This window comes from Candidatus Falkowbacteria bacterium, from assembly GCA_013336275.1.
Classification (GTDB): domain Bacteria; phylum Patescibacteriota; class Patescibacteriia; order Patescibacteriales; family GWE2-39-37; genus JAAXUA01.
Genome location: JAAXUA010000005.1, coordinates 31805 through 52935, shown reverse-complemented (window position 1 = coordinate 52935; position 21131 = coordinate 31805). Strand labels below are relative to the sequence as shown.

Annotated in this window: 28 protein-coding genes; 2 read left to right on the top strand and 26 right to left on the bottom strand. The window is 51.0% G+C overall.

The window, feature by feature from the left end:
- Nucleotides 1–134 precede the first annotated feature (134 nt).
- The 24 genes from rplR to HGA34_04650 all read right to left on the bottom strand — a co-directional run bounded on the left by rplR (nt 135) and on the right by HGA34_04650 (nt 15784).
- Nucleotides 135–494, bottom strand: coding sequence for a 50S ribosomal protein L18 (gene rplR / locus HGA34_04765; GenBank protein ID NTW22819.1), 360 nt, complete (start codon nt 492–494; stop codon nt 135–137).
- A gap of 22 nt (nt 495–516) precedes the next feature.
- Nucleotides 517–1065 (bottom strand): 50S ribosomal protein L6, encoded by a 549-nt coding sequence (rplF, locus tag HGA34_04760; GenBank protein NTW22818.1) that lies wholly within the window; start codon nt 1063–1065, stop codon nt 517–519.
- A 23-nt stretch (nt 1066–1088) separates the two neighbouring features.
- Nucleotides 1089–1502: a 30S ribosomal protein S8 gene (gene rpsH, locus HGA34_04755; GenBank protein NTW22817.1), complete on the bottom strand. Its 414-nt coding sequence runs from the start codon at nt 1500–1502 to the stop codon at nt 1089–1091.
- A 37-nt stretch (nt 1503–1539) separates the two neighbouring features.
- Complete coding sequence (locus HGA34_04750) at nt 1540–1725, bottom strand: type Z 30S ribosomal protein S14 (protein NTW22816.1); 186 nt, start codon at nt 1723–1725, stop codon at nt 1540–1542.
- A gap of 13 nt (nt 1726–1738) precedes the next feature.
- Complete coding sequence (rplE, locus tag HGA34_04745; protein NTW22815.1) at nt 1739–2284, bottom strand: 50S ribosomal protein L5; 546 nt, start codon at nt 2282–2284, stop codon at nt 1739–1741.
- A 4-nt stretch (nt 2285–2288) separates the two neighbouring features.
- Nucleotides 2289–2615, bottom strand: coding sequence for a 50S ribosomal protein L24 (locus HGA34_04740; GenBank protein NTW22814.1), 327 nt, complete (start codon nt 2613–2615; stop codon nt 2289–2291).
- A gap of 21 nt (nt 2616–2636) precedes the next feature.
- Nucleotides 2637–3008 (bottom strand): 50S ribosomal protein L14, encoded by a 372-nt coding sequence (gene rplN / locus HGA34_04735; GenBank protein NTW22813.1) that lies wholly within the window; start codon nt 3006–3008, stop codon nt 2637–2639.
- Between the two features lie 21 nt (nt 3009–3029).
- Nucleotides 3030–3302, bottom strand: coding sequence for a 30S ribosomal protein S17 (gene rpsQ / locus HGA34_04730; protein ID NTW22812.1), 273 nt, complete (start codon nt 3300–3302; stop codon nt 3030–3032).
- 18 nt (nt 3303–3320) lie between these two features.
- On the bottom strand, nt 3321–3521 hold the full coding sequence (gene rpmC / locus HGA34_04725) for a 50S ribosomal protein L29 (protein ID NTW22811.1): 201 nt from the start codon (nt 3519–3521) through the stop codon (nt 3321–3323).
- Between the two features lie 4 nt (nt 3522–3525).
- Nucleotides 3526–3933 carry a 50S ribosomal protein L16 gene (gene rplP / locus HGA34_04720; protein ID NTW22810.1) on the bottom strand — a complete coding sequence of 136 codons (408 nt, stop codon included), beginning with the start codon at nt 3931–3933 and terminating at the stop codon, nt 3526–3528.
- A gap of 29 nt (nt 3934–3962) precedes the next feature.
- Nucleotides 3963–4655, bottom strand: a complete 693-nt coding sequence (gene rpsC / locus HGA34_04715; GenBank protein NTW22809.1) for a 30S ribosomal protein S3 — start codon at nt 4653–4655, stop codon at nt 3963–3965.
- A gap of 27 nt (nt 4656–4682) precedes the next feature.
- On the bottom strand, nt 4683–5261 hold the full coding sequence (gene rplV / locus HGA34_04710) for a 50S ribosomal protein L22 (GenBank protein ID NTW22808.1): 579 nt from the start codon (nt 5259–5261) through the stop codon (nt 4683–4685).
- Nucleotides 5262–5294: 33 nt separating this feature from the next.
- On the bottom strand, nt 5295–5582 hold the full coding sequence (gene rpsS / locus HGA34_04705) for a 30S ribosomal protein S19 (GenBank protein ID NTW22807.1): 288 nt from the start codon (nt 5580–5582) through the stop codon (nt 5295–5297).
- Between the two features lie 17 nt (nt 5583–5599).
- Nucleotides 5600–6439, bottom strand: a complete 840-nt coding sequence (rplB, locus tag HGA34_04700) for a 50S ribosomal protein L2 (GenBank protein ID NTW22806.1) — start codon at nt 6437–6439, stop codon at nt 5600–5602.
- Nucleotides 6440–6465: 26 nt separating this feature from the next.
- On the bottom strand, nt 6466–6816 hold the full coding sequence (rplW, locus tag HGA34_04695; GenBank protein NTW22805.1) for a 50S ribosomal protein L23: 351 nt from the start codon (nt 6814–6816) through the stop codon (nt 6466–6468).
- A gap of 121 nt (nt 6817–6937) precedes the next feature.
- Nucleotides 6938–7591, bottom strand: a complete 654-nt coding sequence (gene rplD / locus HGA34_04690) for a 50S ribosomal protein L4 (GenBank protein NTW22804.1) — start codon at nt 7589–7591, stop codon at nt 6938–6940.
- A gap of 2 nt (nt 7592–7593) precedes the next feature.
- Entirely contained in the window at nt 7594–8805 is a 1212-nt protein-coding gene (rplC, locus tag HGA34_04685; GenBank protein ID NTW22803.1) for a 50S ribosomal protein L3, read from the bottom strand.
- A gap of 893 nt (nt 8806–9698) precedes the next feature.
- A complete protein-coding gene (gene rpsJ, locus HGA34_04680) occupies nt 9699–10061 on the bottom strand; it encodes a 30S ribosomal protein S10 (GenBank protein ID NTW22802.1) in 363 nt (120 codons plus the stop codon).
- Between the two features lie 65 nt (nt 10062–10126).
- A complete protein-coding gene (gene tuf, locus HGA34_04675; GenBank protein ID NTW22801.1) occupies nt 10127–11314 on the bottom strand; it encodes an elongation factor Tu in 1188 nt (395 codons plus the stop codon).
- 117 nt (nt 11315–11431) lie between these two features.
- Complete coding sequence (locus HGA34_04670) at nt 11432–11836, bottom strand: hypothetical protein (protein NTW22800.1); 405 nt, start codon at nt 11834–11836, stop codon at nt 11432–11434.
- Nucleotides 11837–11862: 26 nt separating this feature from the next.
- A complete protein-coding gene (gene fusA / locus HGA34_04665) occupies nt 11863–13941 on the bottom strand; it encodes an elongation factor G (protein NTW22799.1) in 2079 nt (692 codons plus the stop codon).
- Between the two features lie 36 nt (nt 13942–13977).
- Nucleotides 13978–14445, bottom strand: coding sequence for a 30S ribosomal protein S7 (rpsG, locus tag HGA34_04660; GenBank protein NTW22798.1), 468 nt, complete (start codon nt 14443–14445; stop codon nt 13978–13980).
- Nucleotides 14446–14465: 20 nt separating this feature from the next.
- Nucleotides 14466–14894, bottom strand: coding sequence for a 30S ribosomal protein S12 (gene rpsL / locus HGA34_04655; protein NTW22797.1), 429 nt, complete (start codon nt 14892–14894; stop codon nt 14466–14468).
- A 203-nt stretch (nt 14895–15097) separates the two neighbouring features.
- Nucleotides 15098–15784 carry a site-2 protease family protein gene (locus HGA34_04650; protein NTW22796.1) on the bottom strand — a complete coding sequence of 229 codons (687 nt, stop codon included), beginning with the start codon at nt 15782–15784 and terminating at the stop codon, nt 15098–15100.
- Between the two features lie 121 nt (nt 15785–15905).
- On the opposite strand from HGA34_04650, the gene HGA34_04645 reads away from it, so the two are divergent.
- Together HGA34_04645 and HGA34_04640 are read left to right on the top strand one after the other, a co-directional pair.
- Entirely contained in the window at nt 15906–16085 is a 180-nt protein-coding gene (locus tag HGA34_04645) for a 50S ribosomal protein L28 (protein ID NTW22795.1), read from the top strand.
- A gap of 126 nt (nt 16086–16211) precedes the next feature.
- Nucleotides 16212–18350 carry a phosphatase PAP2 family protein gene (locus tag HGA34_04640; GenBank protein ID NTW22794.1) on the top strand — a complete coding sequence of 713 codons (2139 nt, stop codon included), beginning with the start codon at nt 16212–16214 and terminating at the stop codon, nt 18348–18350.
- A 45-nt stretch (nt 18351–18395) separates the two neighbouring features.
- Here the strand turns inward: HGA34_04640 and HGA34_04635 are convergent, their stop codons facing one another.
- Together HGA34_04635 and HGA34_04630 are read right to left on the bottom strand one after the other, a co-directional pair.
- A complete protein-coding gene (locus tag HGA34_04635) occupies nt 18396–19250 on the bottom strand; it encodes a deoxyribonuclease IV (protein NTW22793.1) in 855 nt (284 codons plus the stop codon).
- A 37-nt stretch (nt 19251–19287) separates the two neighbouring features.
- Entirely contained in the window at nt 19288–21120 is a 1833-nt protein-coding gene (locus tag HGA34_04630; GenBank protein NTW22792.1) for a trypsin-like peptidase domain-containing protein, read from the bottom strand.
- Nucleotides 21121–21131 lie beyond the last annotated feature (11 nt).

Genomic DNA, 21131 nt, shown 5'->3' with positions numbered 1-21131 from the left:
GACGACGAGCTCCGCCGCCGCGGGCATCTTTCCTGACTGGGCGGTTAGCTGCGCCGGCTGGCCTATTATCAGCTGGCTTTGTTTGTTCTTTTTTGACTGGTTCTGTCATATTTTCCAATGTTTATAGTGATAAGTTAAAACACTAGTCCGCCTTCGCGAGCACCGTCAGCAACCGCTTTGACGCGTCCATGATACTGGTAACCGCCGCGATCGAAAACCACAGCCGTAATGCCGGCCTTCTTGGCCTTTTCAGCGATCAGCTTGCCGAGGCCGAAACCTACGCCGACTTTGCCGCCTTCCTTCTCCTTCTTGAGCTCGGTGGCGTTAGCGCTAACGATGGTCTTGCCAGCCTGGTCATCGATCAACTGGATGAACATGCCCTTATTCGAGCGGAAAACGCTCAAGCGCGGACAAGCAGCGGCACCCTCCACCTTGGACCTGATCTTGGCCCGGCGGCGGTCTCGTTTCAATGTTTTCTCTTTAGTCTGATTCATATGCGAGATATATTATCTAAATTTATTTGCCGCCCTTAGCCGCGGTCTTGCCGGCCTTGCGTCGGATAACTTCATCGGAATATTTGATGCCCTTGCCTTTGTAAGGTTCAGGCTTCCTGACTTTGCGGATCTGAGCAGCGGTTTCGCCCAAAAGGTATTTATCAATGCTGTTCAAGGTGATCACGTTGGCTGCGACTGCTGCAACTACGCCTTCTGGCAGAGTGAAATCTACCGGATGGGAGAAACCCACGTTCAAGGTCAACTTGTTGCCTGCGACTGCGGCGCGATAACCGACACCATTGATTTCCAACTTCTTTTCGTAACCCTGATTGACACCGATTACCATATTATTGATCAAAGTGCGGAACAGTCCCCAGATGGCGCGCTCTTTCTTGACGTCCGGCTTAGCCACGTTCACTTTGATTTCCTGCTCAGCCAGCTCGACTAAGGCCAAAGGATGGATCTTTTCGCGAAGCTCGCCCTTAGGTCCTTTGACGACCAAAAATTCTCCGTCCATCCTGGCGGAAGTGCCTGTCGGTAAGCTGATTGGTAATTTGCCGATTCTCGACATATGTTTATCGTAACTTTAGGTGATTAATAAATTTCACAGACAACTTCGCCGCCCATGCCGTTCTTGCGAGCCTCTTTGTTCGTCATCAGCCCCTTGGAAGTGGAGATGATAGCGATGCCGAGGTTATTCAAGACGCGTGGCAGCTCTTCTTTGGTGACATAAACGCGCAAGCTAGGCTTGCTGATGCGCTTGATCGAGCTGATAGCTGATTTGCCGTCCGACTTATACTTCAGGACGATCTTCAGCTGATCAAAAGCTCCGCCTTGGTTTTTCTGGCCATCAGCCTTGATTACCTCGGTGCGTTCAACCCAGCCTTCTTTCTGTAATATCTTTCCAATGTTGAACTTGATCTTGCTCATGGGTAAAACAACCTCTGGCTTTCTGATAGCTGAAGCATTTCTTATCCTTGTTAGCATGTCCGCAATAGGATCCATCATAATATTGCTACTTAAAAAATGTTATGTAAACGAATGATTACCAGCTTGATTTCGTCACCCCTGGAAGTTCGCCAGCAGTGGCTAGTTCGCGAAAACAGATGCGGCAGAGGTTGAAATCACGGATGTACCCATGGTTTCGACCACATCGCCAGCAACGACGGACAACCCTGGTGCTAAATTTCGGCTTTCTGTTAGACTTTGCGATTTGTGCTTTAGTCGCCATATTCTTTGATCAATTATTTTTCTTCGGTCTTAAAAGGAAAACCCAACGCTCGGAACAGGGCCAAACCGGTCTCGCGGTTCTCGGCGGTAGTGTCGATGCAGATCTCCAGGCCATGGACATTGTCGATATCTTCAGCTCTGACTTCCGGGAAAGCCGTGTGCTCTTTGAAGCCGATGGTCATATTGCCCTGCTTGTCGACCATCTTGTCAGAGATGCCGCGGAAGTCGCGGATGCGCGGGAAAGACACGGATACCAGCTTCTCGAGGAAGTCATACATCCGCTGGCCGCGCAAAGTCACCTTGAGGCCGATGATCTGGCCCTCACGGACCTTGAAAGAAGCAATCGACTTCCTGGCCTTGGTCTTGACCGGCTTCTGGCCAGTGATCCTGGTCAGGGTCTTCTCGACGTTATCGACGAAAGCCTGCTCCTTGGTCTGGCGGCCGACACCGACGTTCAACACTACCTTCACTAAGCGCGGTGTTGCCAAGATGTTCTTGATGCCGAATTCCTTCTGGAGGCTAGGCAATATTTCCTTTTTGTATCGCTCTTGTAATCTCATATGGTTAATCGATCACTTGTTTACATTTCTTACATACTCGCACCTTGGTCTTCTTGGCGCCATCAGCGCCTTCGGTGACCTTATAGGCGACTCGGGTCGGCTTGCCGCACTTGGTGCAGACCAGCATGACATTGGACATGTTCAATGGGGCTGGAAACTCGATGCGCTGGCCTTTCTCGCCTTCGCGACGTGGGCGCAAATGCTTGATCAAAAGATTCAAGCCTTCAACGCTGACGCGCTGCCTTACCGGGAATACCTGCAGGACCTTGCCGGTCTTGCCGTTATCCTTGCCGGCCAGGATCATTACTTTGTCGTTTTTCTTGATTTTCATATACGCTGTCCAATGTTTTAGTTATAGCACCTCAGGAGCGAGCGAGGCGATCTTCTGATAGCCTGCCTTGCGCACTTCGCGGGCGATCGGACCGAACACGCGGGTGGCCTTCGGTTCCTTCTTGTTCTTATCGATAATGACGCAAGCGTTCTCGCTGAAGCGGATATAGGTCCCGTCGTTGCGCCTGATCTCTTTCTTGACGCGAACAATCACGGCGTGAGCTACATCACCCTTCTTGATCGACATGTGCGGTGCCGCTTCCTTGACTGCAACGGTGATGATTTCAGCGATGCGGGCATAGCGCTTCTTGGTCGCGCCGAGCACCTTAATGCACTGGACCCTCTTGGCTCCGCTGTTGTCGGCTACTAATAAACGTGTTCCCATCTGTATCATATGATTGTTCTCAAATATTTCTTAGGCGTTAACTACGCGCCAGCGCTTGTCGCGAGACAAAGGGCGGCATTCGACGAAATTGACCTTATCCCCTACCTTATACTGGTTCTTCTCGTCATGAACTTTATATTTGGTGCTGACGGTATAGCGCTTCTTGTACTTGGGGTGGATCTTCACCTGCTCGACTTTGACGGTGATGGTCTTATCCATCTTGTCGCTCATGACCACGCCGCTGAATTTGCGGTGGATCGGGGCGGCGGCTGTATTTTCAGTTTTAATAACTTCTTTAGTCATAGTTATCTAATGATTGGATTATTGATCACTCGACTGCTTCGGCAGATGGAGCAGAGTTAAAATCTGGGCAATTAGCTTTTTCACTTCCCTGATTTCGCGCACATCCTTCAGCTGTCGTGAAGCGTCCTTGAAGCGCAGATCGCGCAACTTCTCCCGTGATTCGGCCAACGAACGGTGCAATTCCGCTTCACTCTTGGTTTTTAACTCTTTTAGTTCCATATTCTTAGTGCTTAGTTACGAACTTAGACTTCACCGGCAGCTTGTGGCCGGCCAAAGTTATCGCCTCGCGTGCCAATTCAGCGGTAATACCTTCGATTTCGAACAAGACCATGCCTGGCTTGACGACTGCCACATAATGATCGACTGAACCCTTACCTTTACCCATAGGCACTTCGCCTGACTTCTGAGTGACCGGCTTGTGCGGGAAAACGCGGATCCAGAGCTTGCCGCCCTTTTTCAAGTAGCGGGTCAAGACACGGCGGGTAGCTTCAATCTGACGGGCGGTAACCCAGCAGTTCTCAGTGCTCTGCAAGCCGAACTCGCCGAAACTGACATCGATCATGCGAGTAGCCTTGCCTCCGCGGCTGCCTTTATGTGATTTGCGCCATTTAGTTTTCTTGGGCATTAACATAGTATTTTCTTCAAACTATTATACAAAAATTACTTTTTAGACCTTTCTCTGATGACTTCGCCCTTCTTGGACTGGGCACCGCCGAATACTTCGCCTTTGTAGACCCAGACTTTGATGCCGATAGCGCCGTAGGTGGTGGCGGCAGTGGTCAGAGCGTAATCGATGTCTGCGCGCATGGTGTGCAGCGGGATCGAACCGGAAGTCAGGACTTCGCTACGGGCGATTTCCGCACCGTTCAGACGACCCTTGATGCCGACTTTGACGCCCAAGGCTCCGGCCCGCTCGACGCGGTTGATAGCCTGCTTCATGACGCGGCGGAAAGGCATGCGCTTCTCGATTTCCAAAGCCATCGACTGGGCCAGGATTTGGGCTGACAGATTCGGACGATCAACTTCGGTGATATTCAAAGTAATGTCGGAAATCTTATAATTTTTCAAAAACTTGGTGTGGATCTTCTTCTTCAAATCTTCCGCACCTGCGCCACCGCGGCCGATAATCAGTCCCGGCTTAGCAGTAAAGATGCCGACAGAAATCTTCTTATGATTCCGTTCGACTTCTACGCGATCGACACCGGCTTCGCGCAATTCCTTGATCAAATACCTGCGCACTTTGGTATCCTGTTCCAAATTGCTTGCATAGGCCTTGCCTTGAGCAAACCACTTCGAATCCCAGGTTCTAGTAATGCCGATTCGGAAAATTTTTGGATTGACTTTTTGTCCCATAGTATCTTATTAGTTATTCTCAAAATATTAGCCGCTCTTGCGCTGAAACATCTTGCCGACGAAGCCTTTGCTGCCGCCTTCGACTTTAGCGTGTCCGCTGCGTCCGGTATAGCGCGGGTCATTGACCTTGGCGCCCTTCTCATCAGCAGTCTCGGTCGGTACATTTGATTTGTCAGTCTTCTTGACCTTGACTCCCTCTTCTTCGGTCGGCTTAGTGCCGAGTTTGATCGGAGCCTCGATCTTCTGCTCGCGAGCCTTCAGGCTGCCGCTATCTTTGATTTCAGCCAGAGTCACGATGATGTGGCTGGAGCGCTTGCGGATCGGGGTAGCGCGTCCATGAGCCTTAGGCATCCAGCGCTTCATGGTCACGCCTTCATCGACGCGGATGGTCTTGACGAACAGGTTGGTGCGATCCAGATTGAAGTTGTGTTCCGCGTTGGCGATAGCCGAATTGATCAGCTTGGCGACCGGTTTGGTAGCAAGCTTATTGATGAACTGCAACTGTGCTAAAGCCTGATCAACCTTATTGCCGCGCACCACATCAACCACCAGGCGGACCTTGCGTGCTGACATGTGAATATGTTTTGCTTTGGCTGTAATTTCCATATGATTACCTAATGTCCAAGTTTAGTTAAATGCTTACTTCTTGCCTTTGGCCTGATCTTTGGCCATCTTGCCGCCATGGCTGACGAACTTCCTGGTCGGAGAGAATTCTCCCAGCTTGTGGCCGACCATGTTCTCAACCACATAAACCGGAGTGTGCTGGCGGCCGTTGTGGACGCCGAATGTGAATCCTACCATTTCCGGGGTGATGGTGGCAGCGCGATCCCAAACCTTGATCACAGTCTTATCGCCTGGCTTCAGGTTCAGCACCTTCTTTACGATGCGCTCATTAACGTATGGACCTTTTTTTAAACTTCTCGACATAATATTGGAATGTTGAATTACTTGTTCTTTTTGCGCCTCTGGATGATCAGCTTGCTCGAGGACTTCTTGCTCCTGCGAGTCTTGACGCCCAAAGCGTGCTTGCCCCACTTGGTCTTCGGATGCTTCAAACCGATCGGCTGGTTGCCTTCGCCGCCGCCATGTGGATGATCATTCGGATTCATGGCCGTACCGCGGACGGTAGGACGGATGCCCATACGGCGGCTGCGTCCGGCCTTGCCGACATTGATCTTCGAATGGTCAGGATTGGAGACTTGGCCGATAGAGCACAAGCATTCTTTCTTGATCAGGCGGATTTCGCCGGATGGCATCTTGATCTGGGCGAAATTGCCCTCGACGCCCATCACGCGGACTCCGACACCGGCACCGCGGGCGATCTTGCCGCCCTGGCCAGGCTGTAACTCGATATTGTAAATCATGACACCGGCTGGGATGAACTTGACCGGCATCGCGTTTCCTGGAAGGATCTCGATCTGCTCTTGTGAGCTCATAATGGCTGCGCCGACATTCAAGTCGACAGGAGCGACGATATAACGCTTCGCGCCATCGGCATAATTAATCAAAGCTAAACGGGCTCCGCGATTCGGATCGTACTCGATAGCTGCGACCTTGCCCGGAATGCCGAACTTGTCACGCTTGAAATCGATGATGCGGATGCCGCGCTTAGAACCGCCGCCGCGATGGCGGACAGTGATCTTACCCTGGTTATTGCGGCCAGAGCAGCGCTTTTTTACGATGACCAATGCCTTTTCCGGTTCGCGTTTGGTGATGTCTGAAAAATCATCAAAACTCATTCCGCGCCGTCCATTGGTTGTAGGTTTTACTTTGATAATAGCCATATATGCTCAATGCGAATTACTTTCTATTAAACTCCTTCGTAAACTTTGATCGACTTGCCGGCCGGCAGAGTGACGACGGCCTTCTTCCAATCCTTGCGCTTGCCCTGGATGCGTCCGAAGCGGACGTTCTTGCCAGAGACACGCAGCATGTTTACGGAAACCGGCTTGACTCCGTAGATCGACTCGATGGCCTTGGCCACCTCGATCTTGTTGGCATCCTTAGCAACGGCGAAAACATATTGGTTCAAGGCGTTCAGGACGCTGGCCTTCTCAGTAACCAACGGCTTGACGATCCAGCGATAAGCCTGATCATACTTGCGCTTGCTCTCGGTCTTATCAGACGCTTTCTTGCCGCCTTCCGAATAAAGATCCTTCATGCTGGAATCGGCTGGAGCCTTGGCAGCGGCAGTCTTAGCAGTCTTAGGGGCAGCCGATTTCTTGGCGGCCGGCTTGCTGGCAGCTGCAGTTTCTTCTTTTTTGCCAAATATTGCCATAGATTTACTTTAATCTTGCTTCTAATTTTTTAACACCATCGACGGTCATGATCAGGTCGCGGTATTTCAGGACATCGACGATGTTCAGGTTGTCCAGATTGATGACCTCGACGCCAGCCAGGTTGCGTCCAGAAAGCTTGGTATTTTCATCCTTGCCGGCTAATACGACCAAAGCGCTGCGCTTAGTCTTAGCCTCGCGAGGCAAAACCTTAGTCTCGATACCCTTAAGCATCTCACTAAAAACCTTGGTCTTGATTTCGGTGAACTCGACCTTATCAAGCAGCATCAGCTGATTGTGAGCCAACTTGTCGGTCAAAGCCATATATAAAGCCTGCTGCTTCATCTTCGTGTTGATCTTCTTTGTGAAATTGCGATTGTTCAACGGACCGAAGGTCACGCCGCCGCCGATCCAGATCGGTGAACGGGATGAACCGGCGCGAGCGCGTCCGGTGCCCTTCTGTTTCCATGGCTTCTTGCCGCCGCCGCGCACTTCAGCGCGACCTTTGGTGTGGGCCAAAACCTGTCGTTCGTTAGCCAGCTGGGTAACGACTGCCTGATGGACCAAGCCATCATTCAAAGCAACAGCGAAAATACGGTCATTCAATTCCTGCTCGCCAATTGCCTCGGCTTTTTGATTGTACAACTTAACTTTAGTCATAGTTATTTTTCGCTAGTTACTGGAGCCTCTGTTGGGGCAGCCGGAGCGGCGGCAACGAGGTTAAAAATTTTATCTTGCATGGCCTTGGCGATTTCCTCAGCCTTGGCGGTCTCAAGCTTGAATTCGGTCTCGATGAACTTGGCGACCTCTTCGGTCTTGAGTTCGGCAACTGCAACCTTGGTCAAGACAGGAACCAAATCAATGTTATATTGCCTTTCCAATTCGTTCAAAGCATCCATGATGGCTGGCTGTGAATATTTCTCACGTTCAGCTTCTGGTAAGTGATTGAACTTATCAATATAGCTATCTTCAAACTTCTCTTCAGCTTTCTTTTCAGTCTTTGGCTTAGGCTCTTCCTTTTTCTCTTCCGACTTCTCTTCAACCTTAGCCTCCTCTTTCACTTCGGCAGCTGGCTTCTCTTCGGCCTTTGTTTCAGCCTTAGTCTCGGTCTTCTCTTCTGCCTTGGTTTCTTCAACCTTCTCTTCAGCTTTGACCTCGGTCTTAGCTTCTTCCTGCTTCACCTCTTCGACCTTCTCTTCAGCTTTTGCTTCAGCTGCAGCCTTGGTCTTGAGGTCGCCGCGTCCGACGATGGTCAGAACGCCGTTGCGAGCGCCTGGCAAAGCGCCTTTGACCAGCATAGTGCCTTCTTCAAGGTCGATATCGATAATCTCTAAATTCGAAACGGTAACAGACTCACCGCCCATGCGGCCAGCCATGCGGGTGCCTTTGAAAACGTGCTGCGGCTCACCGGCGCCGATCGAGCCAGGCATACGGACCTGGTCTTTGGTACCATGAGTGGTCTTATGGCCGGCAAAACGATGGCGCTTGACGCCACCCTGGAAGCCCTTGCCCTTGCTGTCACCCTGGACCTTGACCATGTCGCCGACTTCGAAAGTGGCTGGGTCGATGGCCAAACCGCGAGTCAGAGCGGCAAACTCAGCCTTCTCGTTAGTGCGGATATCCAAACGATAACGGAATTCTTTCAAATAACGGAAATTGCCGACGCCCTTCATCTGCCCGAGCTGTGGCTTAGCGATATTCTTGGCGCGGCGTGAACCGAAACCAACGACAACAGCATCATAACCGTCGCGGTCTGATGTCTTGATCTGAACGATTGAACCTGGCTCGAGTTTTACCTTGGTAACGGGGATTGCGATCTCGTTACGCCAAACCTGGGTCATCTCAACTTTCTTGGCTAATGCGAATTTCATAATCTGTTGAATTCAATCCAGCAAAGCGGAACCATCGGCTCATTTGCCTGCCAGACCCCTTAAGGATCCAGAGAATTCGATAATATCTTTATAAAATAAAAAACTGCTTTGTTCATAAACAAACCAGTCTAAACAAATAATCGTTCTTAAGGCCCTCTTGAGCTCGAACTTTTATCCCGTGACTATGTAGCTTATTTATGAATGTTACTCCTGCAATTTCCAGAGTCGCTTTCTCACCTTTTCTTTTAGCTAACTTTAGATAAAAGAAGTGTAAAATTGCTTGTTGGAAACTTATATTTCTTTCGAACTATTAAATCTTACACGAAAACTAGCACTATGTCAAGGCTCTGCGACGGGCGTGTTGCCAGTGCCCAGAAGGGCCCGCAAGGACCAAGAAAAGCCGCCCTAACCGGCTTCAAATAACCACAAGATACATTGACAAATTTAACAAATTATGCTATATTATTAAGTATTTTAATCAACCGAACCGGAGGCTGCCATGTTGGCAAAACCTAAAAAACAAAAAAGCAACTTTTTAACCGACCTCGGCTTCCGAGAAGAATTTCAAAAAATTCAATTGGAGGCAACACGAAATCAGGGGAGATATCTCCTCAAAAACCCCACCCCTTTAACAGTCTCTGCACCGAAGGCAAAGATAAACATCTATGCCTGACGATCCCCCAGGCGCGCCGCTGATAACGGCGCGCTTCTTCTTGCCCTGAAAGCAAAAACACCCGGGTTAAGCCGGGTGTTTTTGTATGATATCTGAGTTCGGGTAAATAAAGCAGGTGACGATGGGTCGATCGTCATGAGTTCGTTACTGATTGTTTTGAGATCTTGGTGATGATTACTCATCAGTCCTCAGTGGCCCTTTCGAGCGATAGGACAATCTCGTTTTACATCTTAATCTCCACGTCGACGCCAGATGGCAAGCTCAACGAAGAAAGCGCCTCGATGGTCTGAGCAGACGGCTCGACGATATCCACGATGCGCTTATGGATGCGCATCTCGAACTGGTCGCGAGCATCCTTGTGCACGAAGGTGGAACGGTTAACCGTGTACTTCTTCTTCTCGGTCGGCAACGGGATCGGGCCGAAGACCTTGGCACCACTCCTTAAAGCTGTGTCGATTATGGTCTTGGTCGATTGGTCGATGATCTTATGATCAAAGGCCTTGATCTTGATCCGGATGCGCTGGGAGAATTCTTCCTTGCCGCCGGCAACCTTTTTCGCTTCGGTTTTTCCTTTTGCTTCGGTCATGAAATTGCTTAATTACTTACATAATAGATTAACCCTCGCCAATTTCTTGACGAGGGATGAATCTGCTATTTAAGAATCTTGGTTACGACACCAGCGCCGACGGTACGACCGCCTTCGCGGATAGCGAAACGCATCTTCTCTTCGAGTGCAACAGCAGTCAACAGCTTGACGGTGAAGCTGACGGTATCGCCAGGCATAACCATCTCAGTGCCGGCTGGCAGTTCGACCTCACCAGTAACGTCAGTGGTGCGGATATAGAACTGCGGCTTGTAGCCCTTGAAGAAAGGCTTGTGGCGTCCGCCTTCTTCCTTGGTCAAAATGACGACCTCGGCTTCGAATTCGGAGTGAGGAGTAACGGTGCCGGTCTTAGCCAATACCTGGCCGCGCTCGACTTCGTCCTTCTTGGTACCGCGCAAGAGCAAGCCAGCGTTATCGCCGGACATACCCTGGTCCAACTGCTTGTTGAACATTTCGATACCAGTAACGACGGTCTTGCGGGTCTCGCCCAAACCGACGATCTCGACTTCTTCGTTGACCTTGATGACACCGCGCTCGATACGGCCGGTGACAACAGTGCCGCGACCTTCGATGGAGAAGATGTCTTCGATAGGCATCAAGAAAGGCTTATCGGTATCGCGGATCGGTTCTGGGATATATTCGTCGCAAGCTTTGATCAGTTCCATGACCTTGTCGCCGTATTCGCCGGCAGGATTGTTCAAAGCCTGCAAAGCGGAACCGCGGATGATCGGAGTTGCGTCGCCTGGGAATTCATACTTCTTCAAGAGATCGCGGACTTCCTCTTCGACGAGGTCGATCAATTCCTTGTCCTCAACCATGTCGCACTTGTTCAAGAAGACGACGATGTAAGGCACGCCGACCTGGCGAGCCAAAAGGATGTGCTCGCGAGTCTGAGGCATAGGGCCATCAGTCGCAGCGACAACCAAGATAGCGCCGTCCATCTGAGCAGCACCGGTAATCATGTTCTTGACGTAGTCAGCATGACCAGGACAATCGACATGAGCGTAGTGGCGCTTCTCCGATTCGTATTCGACGTGGGCGGTTGCGATGGTGATACCGCGAGCTTTCTCTTCCGGAGCTGAGTCGATCTGGTCGACTGAGCGATCAGAAGCAGTCAAACCGCGGTCGCTCAGAACCCTGAGGATAGCTGCGGTAAGAGTGGTCTTGCCGTGGTCAACGTGGCCGATGGTGCCGATGTTGACATGCGGCTTTGTTCGTTCGAATTTCTCTGCCATATTATTTTTTCCTTTTTTTACACGGCCCACCAAACGAAAGAACGTGTGGAGGTTATTAGCCCAACTGATTATAGAGGCAACCAGCCGTTAGTTTAATTAGGTTATTTAATAAATGATTTAATAAGTGACTGTCTCGAGGTACTGGCGGTCTTCTTCGATCACTTCTTCGGCCGCATTCTTAACCTCGTCTTTGATGGCCCACTGGGAGCGCTTGGATTCGGGGGTCGCCGACTCATCACTCAGTGGCATATCTTCTTTAATACTAGCAAGAAAATCTACTGCGCTGTCGGTCGATTCAAGGGTCTCCTGTTCGCTTTTCCACAGCGCAATGTCGCGATTTATCTTATCAAGTAACTCCGCTTCTGTCAAGCCACGGACCTCGCTCCCAGAAACAGCTATTTTCTCATAATCCGTCAAGTTCATCAGCACGAAGGGGTTTTCGGCCTGCGGACTTTCGAAAACGATAATCCGGTCGCCGGTCTTCTTGCATAGTGCCAAGGCTTTTTCCAATTGGTTGGACATACGGGCTATGTGATTAATAGTTAAGGCTATTTCTTGTTCTTGCCGATGATTTCCTCAGCGACATTGTTCGGTACCTCGGTGTAATAGGCGAATTCCATGGAATAGCTGGCTCTTCCTTGGGTCATTGAGCGCAAGCTGGTGGAATAGCCGAACATGTTGGCCAAAGGCACCTTGGCGTGAATCACCTTGGCCTGACCCTGGTCAGCCATCTCTTCGATCTGGCCGCGCTTAGAGTTCAGATCGCCGATCACGTCGCCCATGAACTGTTCCGGGGTAACGACATCGACTTTCATCATCGGCTCAAGGATGACAGGCTTGGCCTTGCGGGCCGCCTCTTGGAATGCCATGGAACCGGCGATCTTAAAGGCAGCTTCGTTAGAGTCGACTTCGTGGTATGAACCGTCAAAAACGGTAGCTTTGATGTCGACCATCGGATAGCCGGCCAGAACGCCGCGGCCCAGAGCTTCTTTGACGCCCTTGCCGATCGGAGCGATATATTCACGCGGAATCGAACCGCCCTTAGTCTCATCATTGAATTCATAACCCTTGCCCTGCTCATTCGGCTCGATGCGGAGCCAGCAATGGCCGTATTGGCCGCGACCGCCGGACTGCTTGACATATTTGCCTTCAGCCTCGGCCTTGGTCTTGATGGTTTCGCGATAGGCAACCTGCGGTTGGCCGATATTGGCTTCGACGTTGAACTCGCGCCTCATACGATCGATAATGATGTCCAAGTGCAGCTCACCCATGCCGGCGATCAAAGTCTGATTAGTCTCTTCGTTCGAAGTGACGCGGAAAGTCGGATCTTCTTCGGCCAATTTGGACAAAGCGATACCCATCTTTTCCTGGTCGACTTTGGTCTTCGGCTCGACTGCGATCTGGATAACCGGCTCGGGAAAGGTGATTGATTCGAGCAAGACCGGATGTTCAGGGTCGCACAAAGTGTTGCCGGTAGTAGTTCCCTTCAAGCCGATAACAGCGGCGATTTCACCCGAGTAAACCTCTTTGACCTCTTCACGGCTATTGGCATGCATGCGGACGATGCGGCCGATGCGCTCGCGTTCGCCAGAGGAGACGTTCAAAACATATGAACCGGATGTCAAGACGCCTGAATAAACGCGGATGAAGCACAGTTTGCCGACAAAAGGATCGGTAGCTATCTTAAAGGCCAACGCTGAAAAATTCTCATCATCAGCAATGCGTACGGTAATCTGTTTGGTTTCGTCTTCAGGATCGGTAGCGATCATTGGCGGGATGTCTAACGGGTTAGGCAATAACTCAACGATCGAATCGAGCAAGAACTGGACGCCCTTATTCTTCAAAGCTGAGCCGCAAAGCACTGGCAGCAGCTTGTTGGCGATGACTGCCTTACGCAATTCAGCTTTCAAGACTGCCACTTCGATCTCTTCGCCAGCCAGATATTTCTCCATCAGCGTCTCGTTATTCTCGACGATCGCTTCAACCAGCTGAGCGCGGAAAGTCTCGACCTTCTCCTTCATGTCTTCAGGAATATCACGGACTTCGTGCTTGGTACCGAGTTCGTCGAGATAGAAGTGAGCTTCGCGTTCAAACAGATCGATAATACCTAAAAAATCCGCTTCAGCGCCGATTGGCAGCTGGATCGGAAAAGCGTTCTTGGTCAGGCGGGTATGGATAGACTCCAAATCCTTATAGAAATCGGCGCCGGTACGATCCATCTTGTTGATGAAGGCGATGCGCGGTACCTTGTACTTCTCAGCCTGGTGCCAGACGGTCTCGGATTGCGGCTCAACGCCGGCAACGCCGTCGAAAACCATGACGCCGCCGTCAAGGACACGCAAAGAGCGCTCTACCTCAACGGTAAAGTCCACGTGGCCCGGGGTGTCGATAATATTGATGCGATGGTTGTTCCAAAAACAAGTCGTAGCGGCGGAAGTAATGGTGATTCCGCGTTCTTGCTCCTGTTCCATCCAGTCCATGGTGGCCGCTCCCTCATGCACTTCGCCGATCTTGTGCTTCTTGCCGGTAAAGAACAGGATGCGTTCAGTCACGGTCGTCTTGCCGGCATCGATATGGGCGATAATGCCGATATTGCGGGTCTTTTCGAGTGAATATTCTCGGGGCATAATATAAGTTCAAGATTAAATGTGAAAATTCGAGTCTTAGCGCGCAAAATGGGCGAAGGCCTTGTTGGATTCGGCCTGGCGGTGGACATCGTCGCGCTTCTTGATAGCAGTGCCTTCGTTGCGGAAGGCGGCCATCAGCTCTTCGGCCAATTTCTCACCCATAGGCTTGCCGGTGCGTGCAGCGGCGGCAGCGATGATCCAACGATAGGCTAAGACGAAACGACGTTCGCCACGGACCTGGTGCGGAACCTGATAGTTGGCGCCGCCGACGCGCTTGCCGCGGACTTCGAGCAAAGGTGCGACATTCTTCAATGCTTTGTTGAAGACATGGCGCGGATCCTGGTTGGTCTTGTCCTTGATGATATCAAAAGCGGAGTAAACGACTTTCTGGGCAACGGTCTTCTTGCCATCCTTCATGATATAGTTGATGAACTTGGCGATGTCGATATCGTTATAGCGGATGTCGCCTTCGATCTTGCGTTTTGGTGCTGGTTTTCCTCTCATATATTTCTAATTACTTGCGATTATTTAGCGGCCGCCTTAGGTTTCTTAGCGCCGTAGCTGGAGCGGGACTGTCTGCGGTTGGCAACACCCTGGGTATCATAAACGCCGCGCACGATCTTGTAGCGGACGCCTGGCAGATCCTTGGTCTTGCCGCCCTTGATCAGAACGACCGAATGCTCCTGCAAGTTGTGGCCCATGCCGGGAATATAGCAGGTGACTTCCATGCCGTTAGACAGGCGGACACGAGCGATCTTACGCAAAGCCGAGTTAGGCTTTTTCGGAGTGGTAGTGGTAACCTTCAAGCAAACACCGCGCTTGAAAGCGGCACCGGCAGGCAGAATGGTGCGCTTGCGGTGCAGAGTGTCCAAAGTGGACTGCAGGGCTGGACTCTTACTCTTGGTCTTGGTCTTGATACGCCCTTTGCGAACTAATTGGTTGATTGTTGGCATAAATACAAAAATTTCTAATATTAGCTTCAAAAGCGCTCATCCCGCAAGCCTAGCCACAGGATTGATGATGAGTCAGGTCGGTCAGTCGAGTGCAGCACGACTCAACTTTCCGAAAAACTAAAATCCCCCAAAGAATTGGGGCATTTTTATTGCTTAAATAATGTAGCAGTTTTAAGAGGCTGTGTCAACAGCCGAAATGGGCGCTAAAGCCCGGTTATAAGGGAAAAAATCAAGGTCAAAGGGATTGTCAGCAGACTGAATACCCCGAGATAAGCAAGGACTAATATAATAAGGAACCCGTATGCGCTTAACTGATGGTAGCGCATCTGATTGCGATAAGACAGGAAAGGCAAGATTACCTTTGAACCGTCCAGCGGGGGCAGCGGAATCAAATTGAATATCATCAATGCCAAATTAACGAAACAAAGGATGATCGACATGACGAACATGGCGGCCAATGGCTGTCCTTGCATCAAGCCTAATACCGCATCGCCATCGCTCATCAAGACTCCAGAGGCTAAAGTTAGCTTCAATTGCTGTGCCAGAGGCAAAAACCTAGACAAAAGGCCGAAAAACAGGGCCAAGGCCAGATTGCTGCCCGGACCACCTAGGGCCACCTTCAAGTCGCCATATTTCTGGTCGCGCAGGTTATTGGGGTTGTAAGGAACAGGCTTTGCCCAAGCGATAAAGAACCCCGTTTTACTTAAAAGAAGTAACATTGGCAATAAAATAGATCCGACAGGGTCAAGATGCGGTATCGGGTTCAAAGTTAGACGGCCAGCGTCTTCGGCTGTATGATCGCCCAATTTCAGAGCCACCCAGCCATGAGCATACTCATGGACGATGGCCGAAAATATCAAGGCGACTATAAAAAATAGGGTGATTATCATAATTATGGTTTAATCAAAAAAATTATCCAGACTTTCATTCTACCAACTACCCTTGCCAAAAGCAAATGATTGTGATATTATAGGGTGTATTGTTTAATATAATCTTTAGATAGGAAATAGTATGGCAAAACGTTGTGATGCATGCGGACGCGGCGCTACCAAGGACGCTTCCCGATCCCACTCGAACATCAAGACAATCAAGCGCCAGCACATCAACCTGCAAAGCAAAAAGATTGCCGGCGAAAAGCTGAAAATCTGCACCAGCTGCATCAGGACCCTGGCAAAAATCACTGCAAAATAGATTGTTTTACCGAACCGCCCCACCCGTTGGGGTGGTTTTTTTATGGTCGAAGGTCATGAATTGCCGGCTACGCGAAAAACCTTCGGCTTTTTTATTCCCCCGATTAGCAGTATAATGGATGGTATTATGATCGAAAACCTAATCAACTCATTCTCTTCATTCATACAGAATATCGGCGACCTTAGCTACTGGATCGTCGGTCTGATTTTTTTCGCCGAATCGATCGTCTTCATCGGGCTGATAATCCCTGGTGCGGTCGTTGCCATCCTGATCGGAGCCTTGACCGCCCAAGGCGTCTTCCACTTAGGCGACATCATCGCCTTCGCGACCATAGGCTTCGTTCTGGGAGACTGCTTGAGCTATTATCTCGGCCAGCGCGGCGGCGGCATGTTCAGCGACGAGAATCGCTTGCTCAAAGAGGCCCACCTCGAGAAAGGCCAAGCCTTCTTCGACAAGCACGGCAACAAAAGCGTCTTTTTCGGACGCTTCATCGGCTTCCTCCGTCCGATGACCGCTTTTATCGCCGGCCTAGGCAAAATGTCGTTCCGACGCTTTCTTGTGCTAGACGCTCTCAGCGCGATCTCTTGGACCATAATCCATATCATGGTCGGCTATTTTTTCGGCCAAGCCTTGGGGTTGGTTAAGATTTGGCTCAACCGTCTTGAAGTCTTCACTCTGGTGGCGGCCATTCTTTTCGGACTGTTCTACCTGATCAAGTGGCTCTTCATCAGGAAGGGCGAGCAATTCTGGCTGGCCTTTAACGACCTGCTCAAGTCGCGTTACCACCGTTTGCAGCATCGGCCTCGTCTGGAAAAATTCTTGATATCACACCCCCAGCTCATCAGCTTCCTGCATCGCCGCCTCACCCGACAGAGATTCACCGGGTTTCCCTTGACCATCCTGGCCCTGATCGGCGGCTACACCGCCCTGCTTTTGGGCGGCCTAGTCGAAGATGTCATCTACTCTGACCCGATCACGCGCATCGACCAATGGCTCGAGACGATGCTGATCGCTTTCCGCCATCCTGTCCTGGTCGAGACGTTCCTGGTCATAACGGTCTTAGCCAAGTTCAGCATCATCATAATCTTCGCTTTGCTTTTGACGCTTTTCCTGTGGCGTTTGAACCAGAAACGCTTCTTATCCGGACTCTGGGTGTCGGTCGGCGGCGCTGCACTGTTCTCTTTCATCATCAAGATCACCATTGAACGCCCACGTCCCCTGGGCGGCGTCTATGAAGAAGCCAGCTTCTCTTTCCCCAGTGCCCACGCCGCCCTGTCGGTCTCATTTTACGGCTACCTGCTGTATTGGGCCTGGCGACGGTCGACCTGGTCACGCCGCGTTAACCTGACTTTCGGCTGGCTTATCCTGATATTCTTGATCGGCTTCAGCCGGTTATTCCTGGGAGTCCATTACTTGAGCGACGTCCTTGGCGGTTTCGTTCTGGGCTTGCTGTGGCTCCTGGTCGGCATCGGTTTAGCGGAATGGCATCTGCGGCGATCCGGTCCGACCGAATACTTCAAGCCCCTGGCCAAGCCGATGTGGCACTTCGGTTACTTCCTTGCTTCACTTGCCATCATCAGCTATACCATCGCCACCATATCCTATCTTTACGGCATAAATTTCAGCGCTATCGAAAAGCTGCCGCCGATCAAGAGCGCCGATGTCTTCCAGACGTTGTCCGACGCTTCTTTCCCCCGTTTCAGCGAAACTATCGATGGAACGATCGAGCAGCCGATGAACTTCCTGATCATCGCGCCCGCAGCCAGCGCCATCGATTCCAGCTTCGCCAGCCTTGGCTGGTACAAAGCCGATGAATTAGGCATCAAATCCCTGAAAAAGTCGCTCGGCTCCTGGGTCCGCCGGATCAACTACAGCAAGGCGCCGATAAATCCCAGCTTCTGGGGCGGCGAACCGAATGTGATCGCATATGAAAAACCCTTGGACGGCAAGAGAAGGCAATCCCGGCTCCAACTAAGGCTCTGGCAGACTAACATCGCTGATGCCGATGGGCAGCGAGTCTTCATCGGCGCTGTCAGCCAGGATACGGCCCGCCACTTTTGGCTCTTCGGCAAGCAGATCGAACCCGACATCGACACGGCCAGAGACTGGCTAAGAGCCGAGCTTGAGTACGCTGTTCCTGTTGCCGAGATCCGACCCATCGAGTGGATCAAGCCCTCGGTGCTGAGCCGGATCAAGACATTCCAGACTGATGGCCGCTTGATTTACGTGAAGTACGATGCCAAAACTCTACCCGAACAAAAATAACCAAGATATCAAAAAGCCGCCCTCTAAGGGCGGCTTTTTGATATCTTATCTGAAGAGCTTCCTGATTATTTCCATATTCTCCTTATCCGGGCCCATATTGTCCATGCCCGGAACTTCCAACAACCAATCCTTGCCATGCAGACGTTTGTCCGCAGCCAGATTCTTGAAGCCGTCCAAGCCGATATGCCCAGCGCCGATGTTTTCATGACGGTCATTGTGCGAGTCGAAGGGCGTCTTGGAATCATTGATGTGCAGGGCGACCAGATTATCCAAACCGATATGCTCATCGAAGTCATCGAACAGCTTCTTGACCTTGGGCTTAGAATACTCGTCGATGCCGCCTGCTTCGAAGATGTGGGCCGTGTCCAGGCAGACTTTCACTCTCGGCGAACCGACAGCCTTGATTATATCACCGACTTCAGAGAACTCGCGCCCGAGCTTGTGTCCGCCGCCGGCTGAATTCTCCATAATCAGCCAGGACTCTCCCGGTACGGCCTTGAGAACCGATTTCATCCCAGCGATAGTGAATTTCATCGCCTCTTCCTTGGTGCCTGACATGCTGGAGCCGAGATGGAAGATCAGGCCTCGCGCTTTGAGTTTGTCGGCAATCGCCAAGTGGTCAATCAAGCTCATGACCGACTGCTCCCTGTTGGCGTCCTTATCACTGCCCAGATTTACGAGATAGCTGGCGTGCAGATAGACGTTGCCGACTTTCGACAGCTTCTGGGCCTCGAAATATTTTTTCAAAACTGCTTCATCGGGCTGTTTGGCTCGCCACATCTTGGGCGAGCCGCCAAAAATCTGGACGCATTCGGCGCCGATCCTCTCAGCATTGATGAAGGCATTATACAGGCCGCCTGCCGCGGAGACATGAGCGCCGATGTTTGGTTTGTTTGCCATATGCAGGAAGGGGCGCTTGCGCGCCCCTTATGAGAAATTATTTTATTGCCAGGCCAGAGAGCATCTTCTCGAAATCGATGATCATCTTATCGATCTTCTTCTTGTCGGTCTCGACGATATTAAGCGAGGCGGTCATGACGTATTCGCTGCCGATAGGCTTGATATATTCGACCGTGCCGACATAATATTTCAGACTGCTCTTCTTATTATATAGGATCATCTTGCGGCGAACCATGCCCGAAAGCCCCTTGCTGAACTTGAAATTACCCTTGACCTCGCTGATAAGCTGGATGTCGCTCCTGACCTTGAGCATCTGCACCACATCTTCCAATTCTTTCTTGCTATTCTCAGTCAAGGCAGCCAAGGAAATATCTTCTTCTTCAGGATTGATTTTTCGCAAGGAGATTTCTCCGGAATACAGCTTGTTCTTCTTGTTGAAGAACTGGATTGGCTGATCTTTGGAATTCAGGACGTGAAGCTGCCAATCGCCGCCAGCCTTCATGATCAGGCGCGGCACACCGGCAAAACGGTGATCATAGCTGGCCAACGGACGGAACGGTTTGGCGCCGCCGCGCAGATTGAACGAGTTAATAATCGAATCGACGACCGCCTTGTCCTTGTTGTTCTTGCCATAATTATAATCGACGGTTACGACGTAATTGCTGGCCGCGAACAGATAGGTATTGCTTGTGCTATTGCCTTGGTAGCTGCGGCTATTGACTGTGAACTTCCTGCCGATAACTGTTTTGCCCCGTTTGACGTCGGCTTCCTTAATGGAATTGACATCGAGCAAATCCGTATCCAATCGCTGCTTGGCAATGATGCTCAGATCGGCGATCGATGGGACGAACGGCAACCTGGTCCAGACGACGCGCACCGCGCCGCCATCCTGGTCCTTTTCTTTGCGCACCATGACATCATCTTCTCCATTATAGAAGAACTTCCAGTCCTTGGGCTTCGAGAATTCGAATGGCGGATCCAAGCTGATATATTTGTTGCTGCTTAAGAGTATTTTTGACTTCCAGGCGAAATCGCCGGCCCGTTGCGACAACGGATTGTCTTTCGGCTTGTCGTTCTGATGAGACTGCAGCCAGCCGTAGAACGACGCGGTACTCATGATGTAGCCGATGCTCCCGACGAAATCAGAATACGTCTGAGTCGTGATACCGACTACGCGTCCAGCGCTATCGATGGCGGCGCCGCCGGAATTGCCGAAAGAAATCATGGCGTCAGTCTTCAGCCACTGGCGATCATATTTCGAGGTCTTTCCGGAGACGATGCCCTTGGTGATAGTAATGGTTTCGCTGCCGATGCCGGGATAGCCGACAGCGATAACCGTATCATTGATCGAAGTCTGATCGCTGGAGTTGATTTCAAGATAAGGGAAAGAGGTGATTTCGCTCATTTTGGGAGTAGGCTTCACCTGCAGCAAAGCGACATCAAGATCCCGATCCTTAGCCACGACCGATGCCGTATAGTTGCACTCGGGCTCGAGGTTGGTCTGCTTGGTGACGCAGACCTGATAACCCAATGGCTGATCCGAAAGGTCGATGCCTGATGACTCATCTTCATTTGTGACCACATGATAGTTGGTCAGCACCAGCCCGGTCGAATTAATGAAAAAGCCGGAACCGGAACCGATTTCGGTCATGGCGAAATCTTCGTTAAGATTGAAAACCTTGATCTTGACCGTGGCCGCGTAGGCCTTGGACTCTACCTGCGCAAAATTGGCTGGCGAGGTCGATGATGCGGCGGTAGTCGAAGCTACCTGGGCCTGTGCCGCGGTTTGCCAGCCAAGACCAGCCAAAATGATTGATGCCATCAGCACGATGCGGATGATTGCCCTTTCTCCTTGAAAAATCGAAGTCATAATGACTATAT

Bases quoted from the DNA above. Each gene is read 5' to 3' on its own strand.
- rplR (NTW22819.1), bottom strand. From the start codon at position 494: ATGAATCAGACTAAAGAGAAAACATTGAAACGAGACCGCCGCCGGGCC.
- rplF (NTW22818.1), bottom strand. From the start codon at position 1,065: ATGTCGAGAATCGGCAAATTACCAATCAGCTTACCGACAGGCACTTCC.
- rpsH (NTW22817.1), bottom strand. From the start codon at position 1,502: ATGATGGATCCTATTGCGGACATGCTAACAAGGATAAGAAATGCTTCA.
- HGA34_04750 (NTW22816.1), bottom strand. From the start codon at position 1,725: ATGGCGACTAAAGCACAAATCGCAAAGTCTAACAGAAAGCCGAAATTT.
- rplE (NTW22815.1), bottom strand. From the start codon at position 2,284: ATGAGATTACAAGAGCGATACAAAAAGGAAATATTGCCTAGCCTCCAG.
- HGA34_04740 (NTW22814.1), bottom strand. From the start codon at position 2,615: ATGAAAATCAAGAAAAACGACAAAGTAATGATCCTGGCCGGCAAGGAT.
- rplN (NTW22813.1), bottom strand. From the start codon at position 3,008: ATGATACAGATGGGAACACGTTTATTAGTAGCCGACAACAGCGGAGCC.
- rpsQ (NTW22812.1), bottom strand. From the start codon at position 3,302: ATGACTAAAGAAGTTATTAAAACTGAAAATACAGCCGCCGCCCCGATC.
- rpmC (NTW22811.1), bottom strand. From the start codon at position 3,521: ATGGAACTAAAAGAGTTAAAAACCAAGAGTGAAGCGGAATTGCACCGT.
- rplP (NTW22810.1), bottom strand. From the start codon at position 3,933: ATGTTAATGCCCAAGAAAACTAAATGGCGCAAATCACATAAAGGCAGC.
- rpsC (NTW22809.1), bottom strand. From the start codon at position 4,655: ATGGGACAAAAAGTCAATCCAAAAATTTTCCGAATCGGCATTACTAGA.
- rplV (NTW22808.1), bottom strand. From the start codon at position 5,261: ATGGAAATTACAGCCAAAGCAAAACATATTCACATGTCAGCACGCAAG.
- rpsS (NTW22807.1), bottom strand. From the start codon at position 5,582: ATGTCGAGAAGTTTAAAAAAAGGTCCATACGTTAATGAGCGCATCGTA.
- rplB (NTW22806.1), bottom strand. From the start codon at position 6,439: ATGGCTATTATCAAAGTAAAACCTACAACCAATGGACGGCGCGGAATG.
- rplW (NTW22805.1), bottom strand. From the start codon at position 6,816: ATGAAGGATCTTTATTCGGAAGGCGGCAAGAAAGCGTCTGATAAGACC.
- rplD (NTW22804.1), bottom strand. From the start codon at position 7,591: ATGACTAAAGTTAAGTTGTACAATCAAAAAGCCGAGGCAATTGGCGAG.
- rpsJ (NTW22802.1), bottom strand. From the start codon at position 10,061: ATGACCGAAGCAAAAGGAAAAACCGAAGCGAAAAAGGTTGCCGGCGGC.
- tuf (NTW22801.1), bottom strand. From the start codon at position 11,314: ATGGCAGAGAAATTCGAACGAACAAAGCCGCATGTCAACATCGGCACC.
- HGA34_04670 (NTW22800.1), bottom strand. From the start codon at position 11,836: ATGTCCAACCAATTGGAAAAAGCCTTGGCACTATGCAAGAAGACCGGC.
- fusA (NTW22799.1), bottom strand. From the start codon at position 13,941: ATGCCCCGAGAATATTCACTCGAAAAGACCCGCAATATCGGCATTATC.
- rpsG (NTW22798.1), bottom strand. From the start codon at position 14,445: ATGAGAGGAAAACCAGCACCAAAACGCAAGATCGAAGGCGACATCCGC.
- rpsL (NTW22797.1), bottom strand. From the start codon at position 14,894: ATGCCAACAATCAACCAATTAGTTCGCAAAGGGCGTATCAAGACCAAG.
- HGA34_04650 (NTW22796.1), bottom strand. From the start codon at position 15,784: ATGATAATCACCCTATTTTTTATAGTCGCCTTGATATTTTCGGCCATC.
- HGA34_04645 (NTW22795.1), top strand. From the start codon at position 15,906: ATGGCAAAACGTTGTGATGCATGCGGACGCGGCGCTACCAAGGACGCT.
- HGA34_04640 (NTW22794.1), top strand. From the start codon at position 16,212: ATGATCGAAAACCTAATCAACTCATTCTCTTCATTCATACAGAATATC.
- HGA34_04635 (NTW22793.1), bottom strand. From the start codon at position 19,250: ATGGCAAACAAACCAAACATCGGCGCTCATGTCTCCGCGGCAGGCGGC.
- HGA34_04630 (NTW22792.1), bottom strand. From the start codon at position 21,120: ATGACTTCGATTTTTCAAGGAGAAAGGGCAATCATCCGCATCGTGCTG.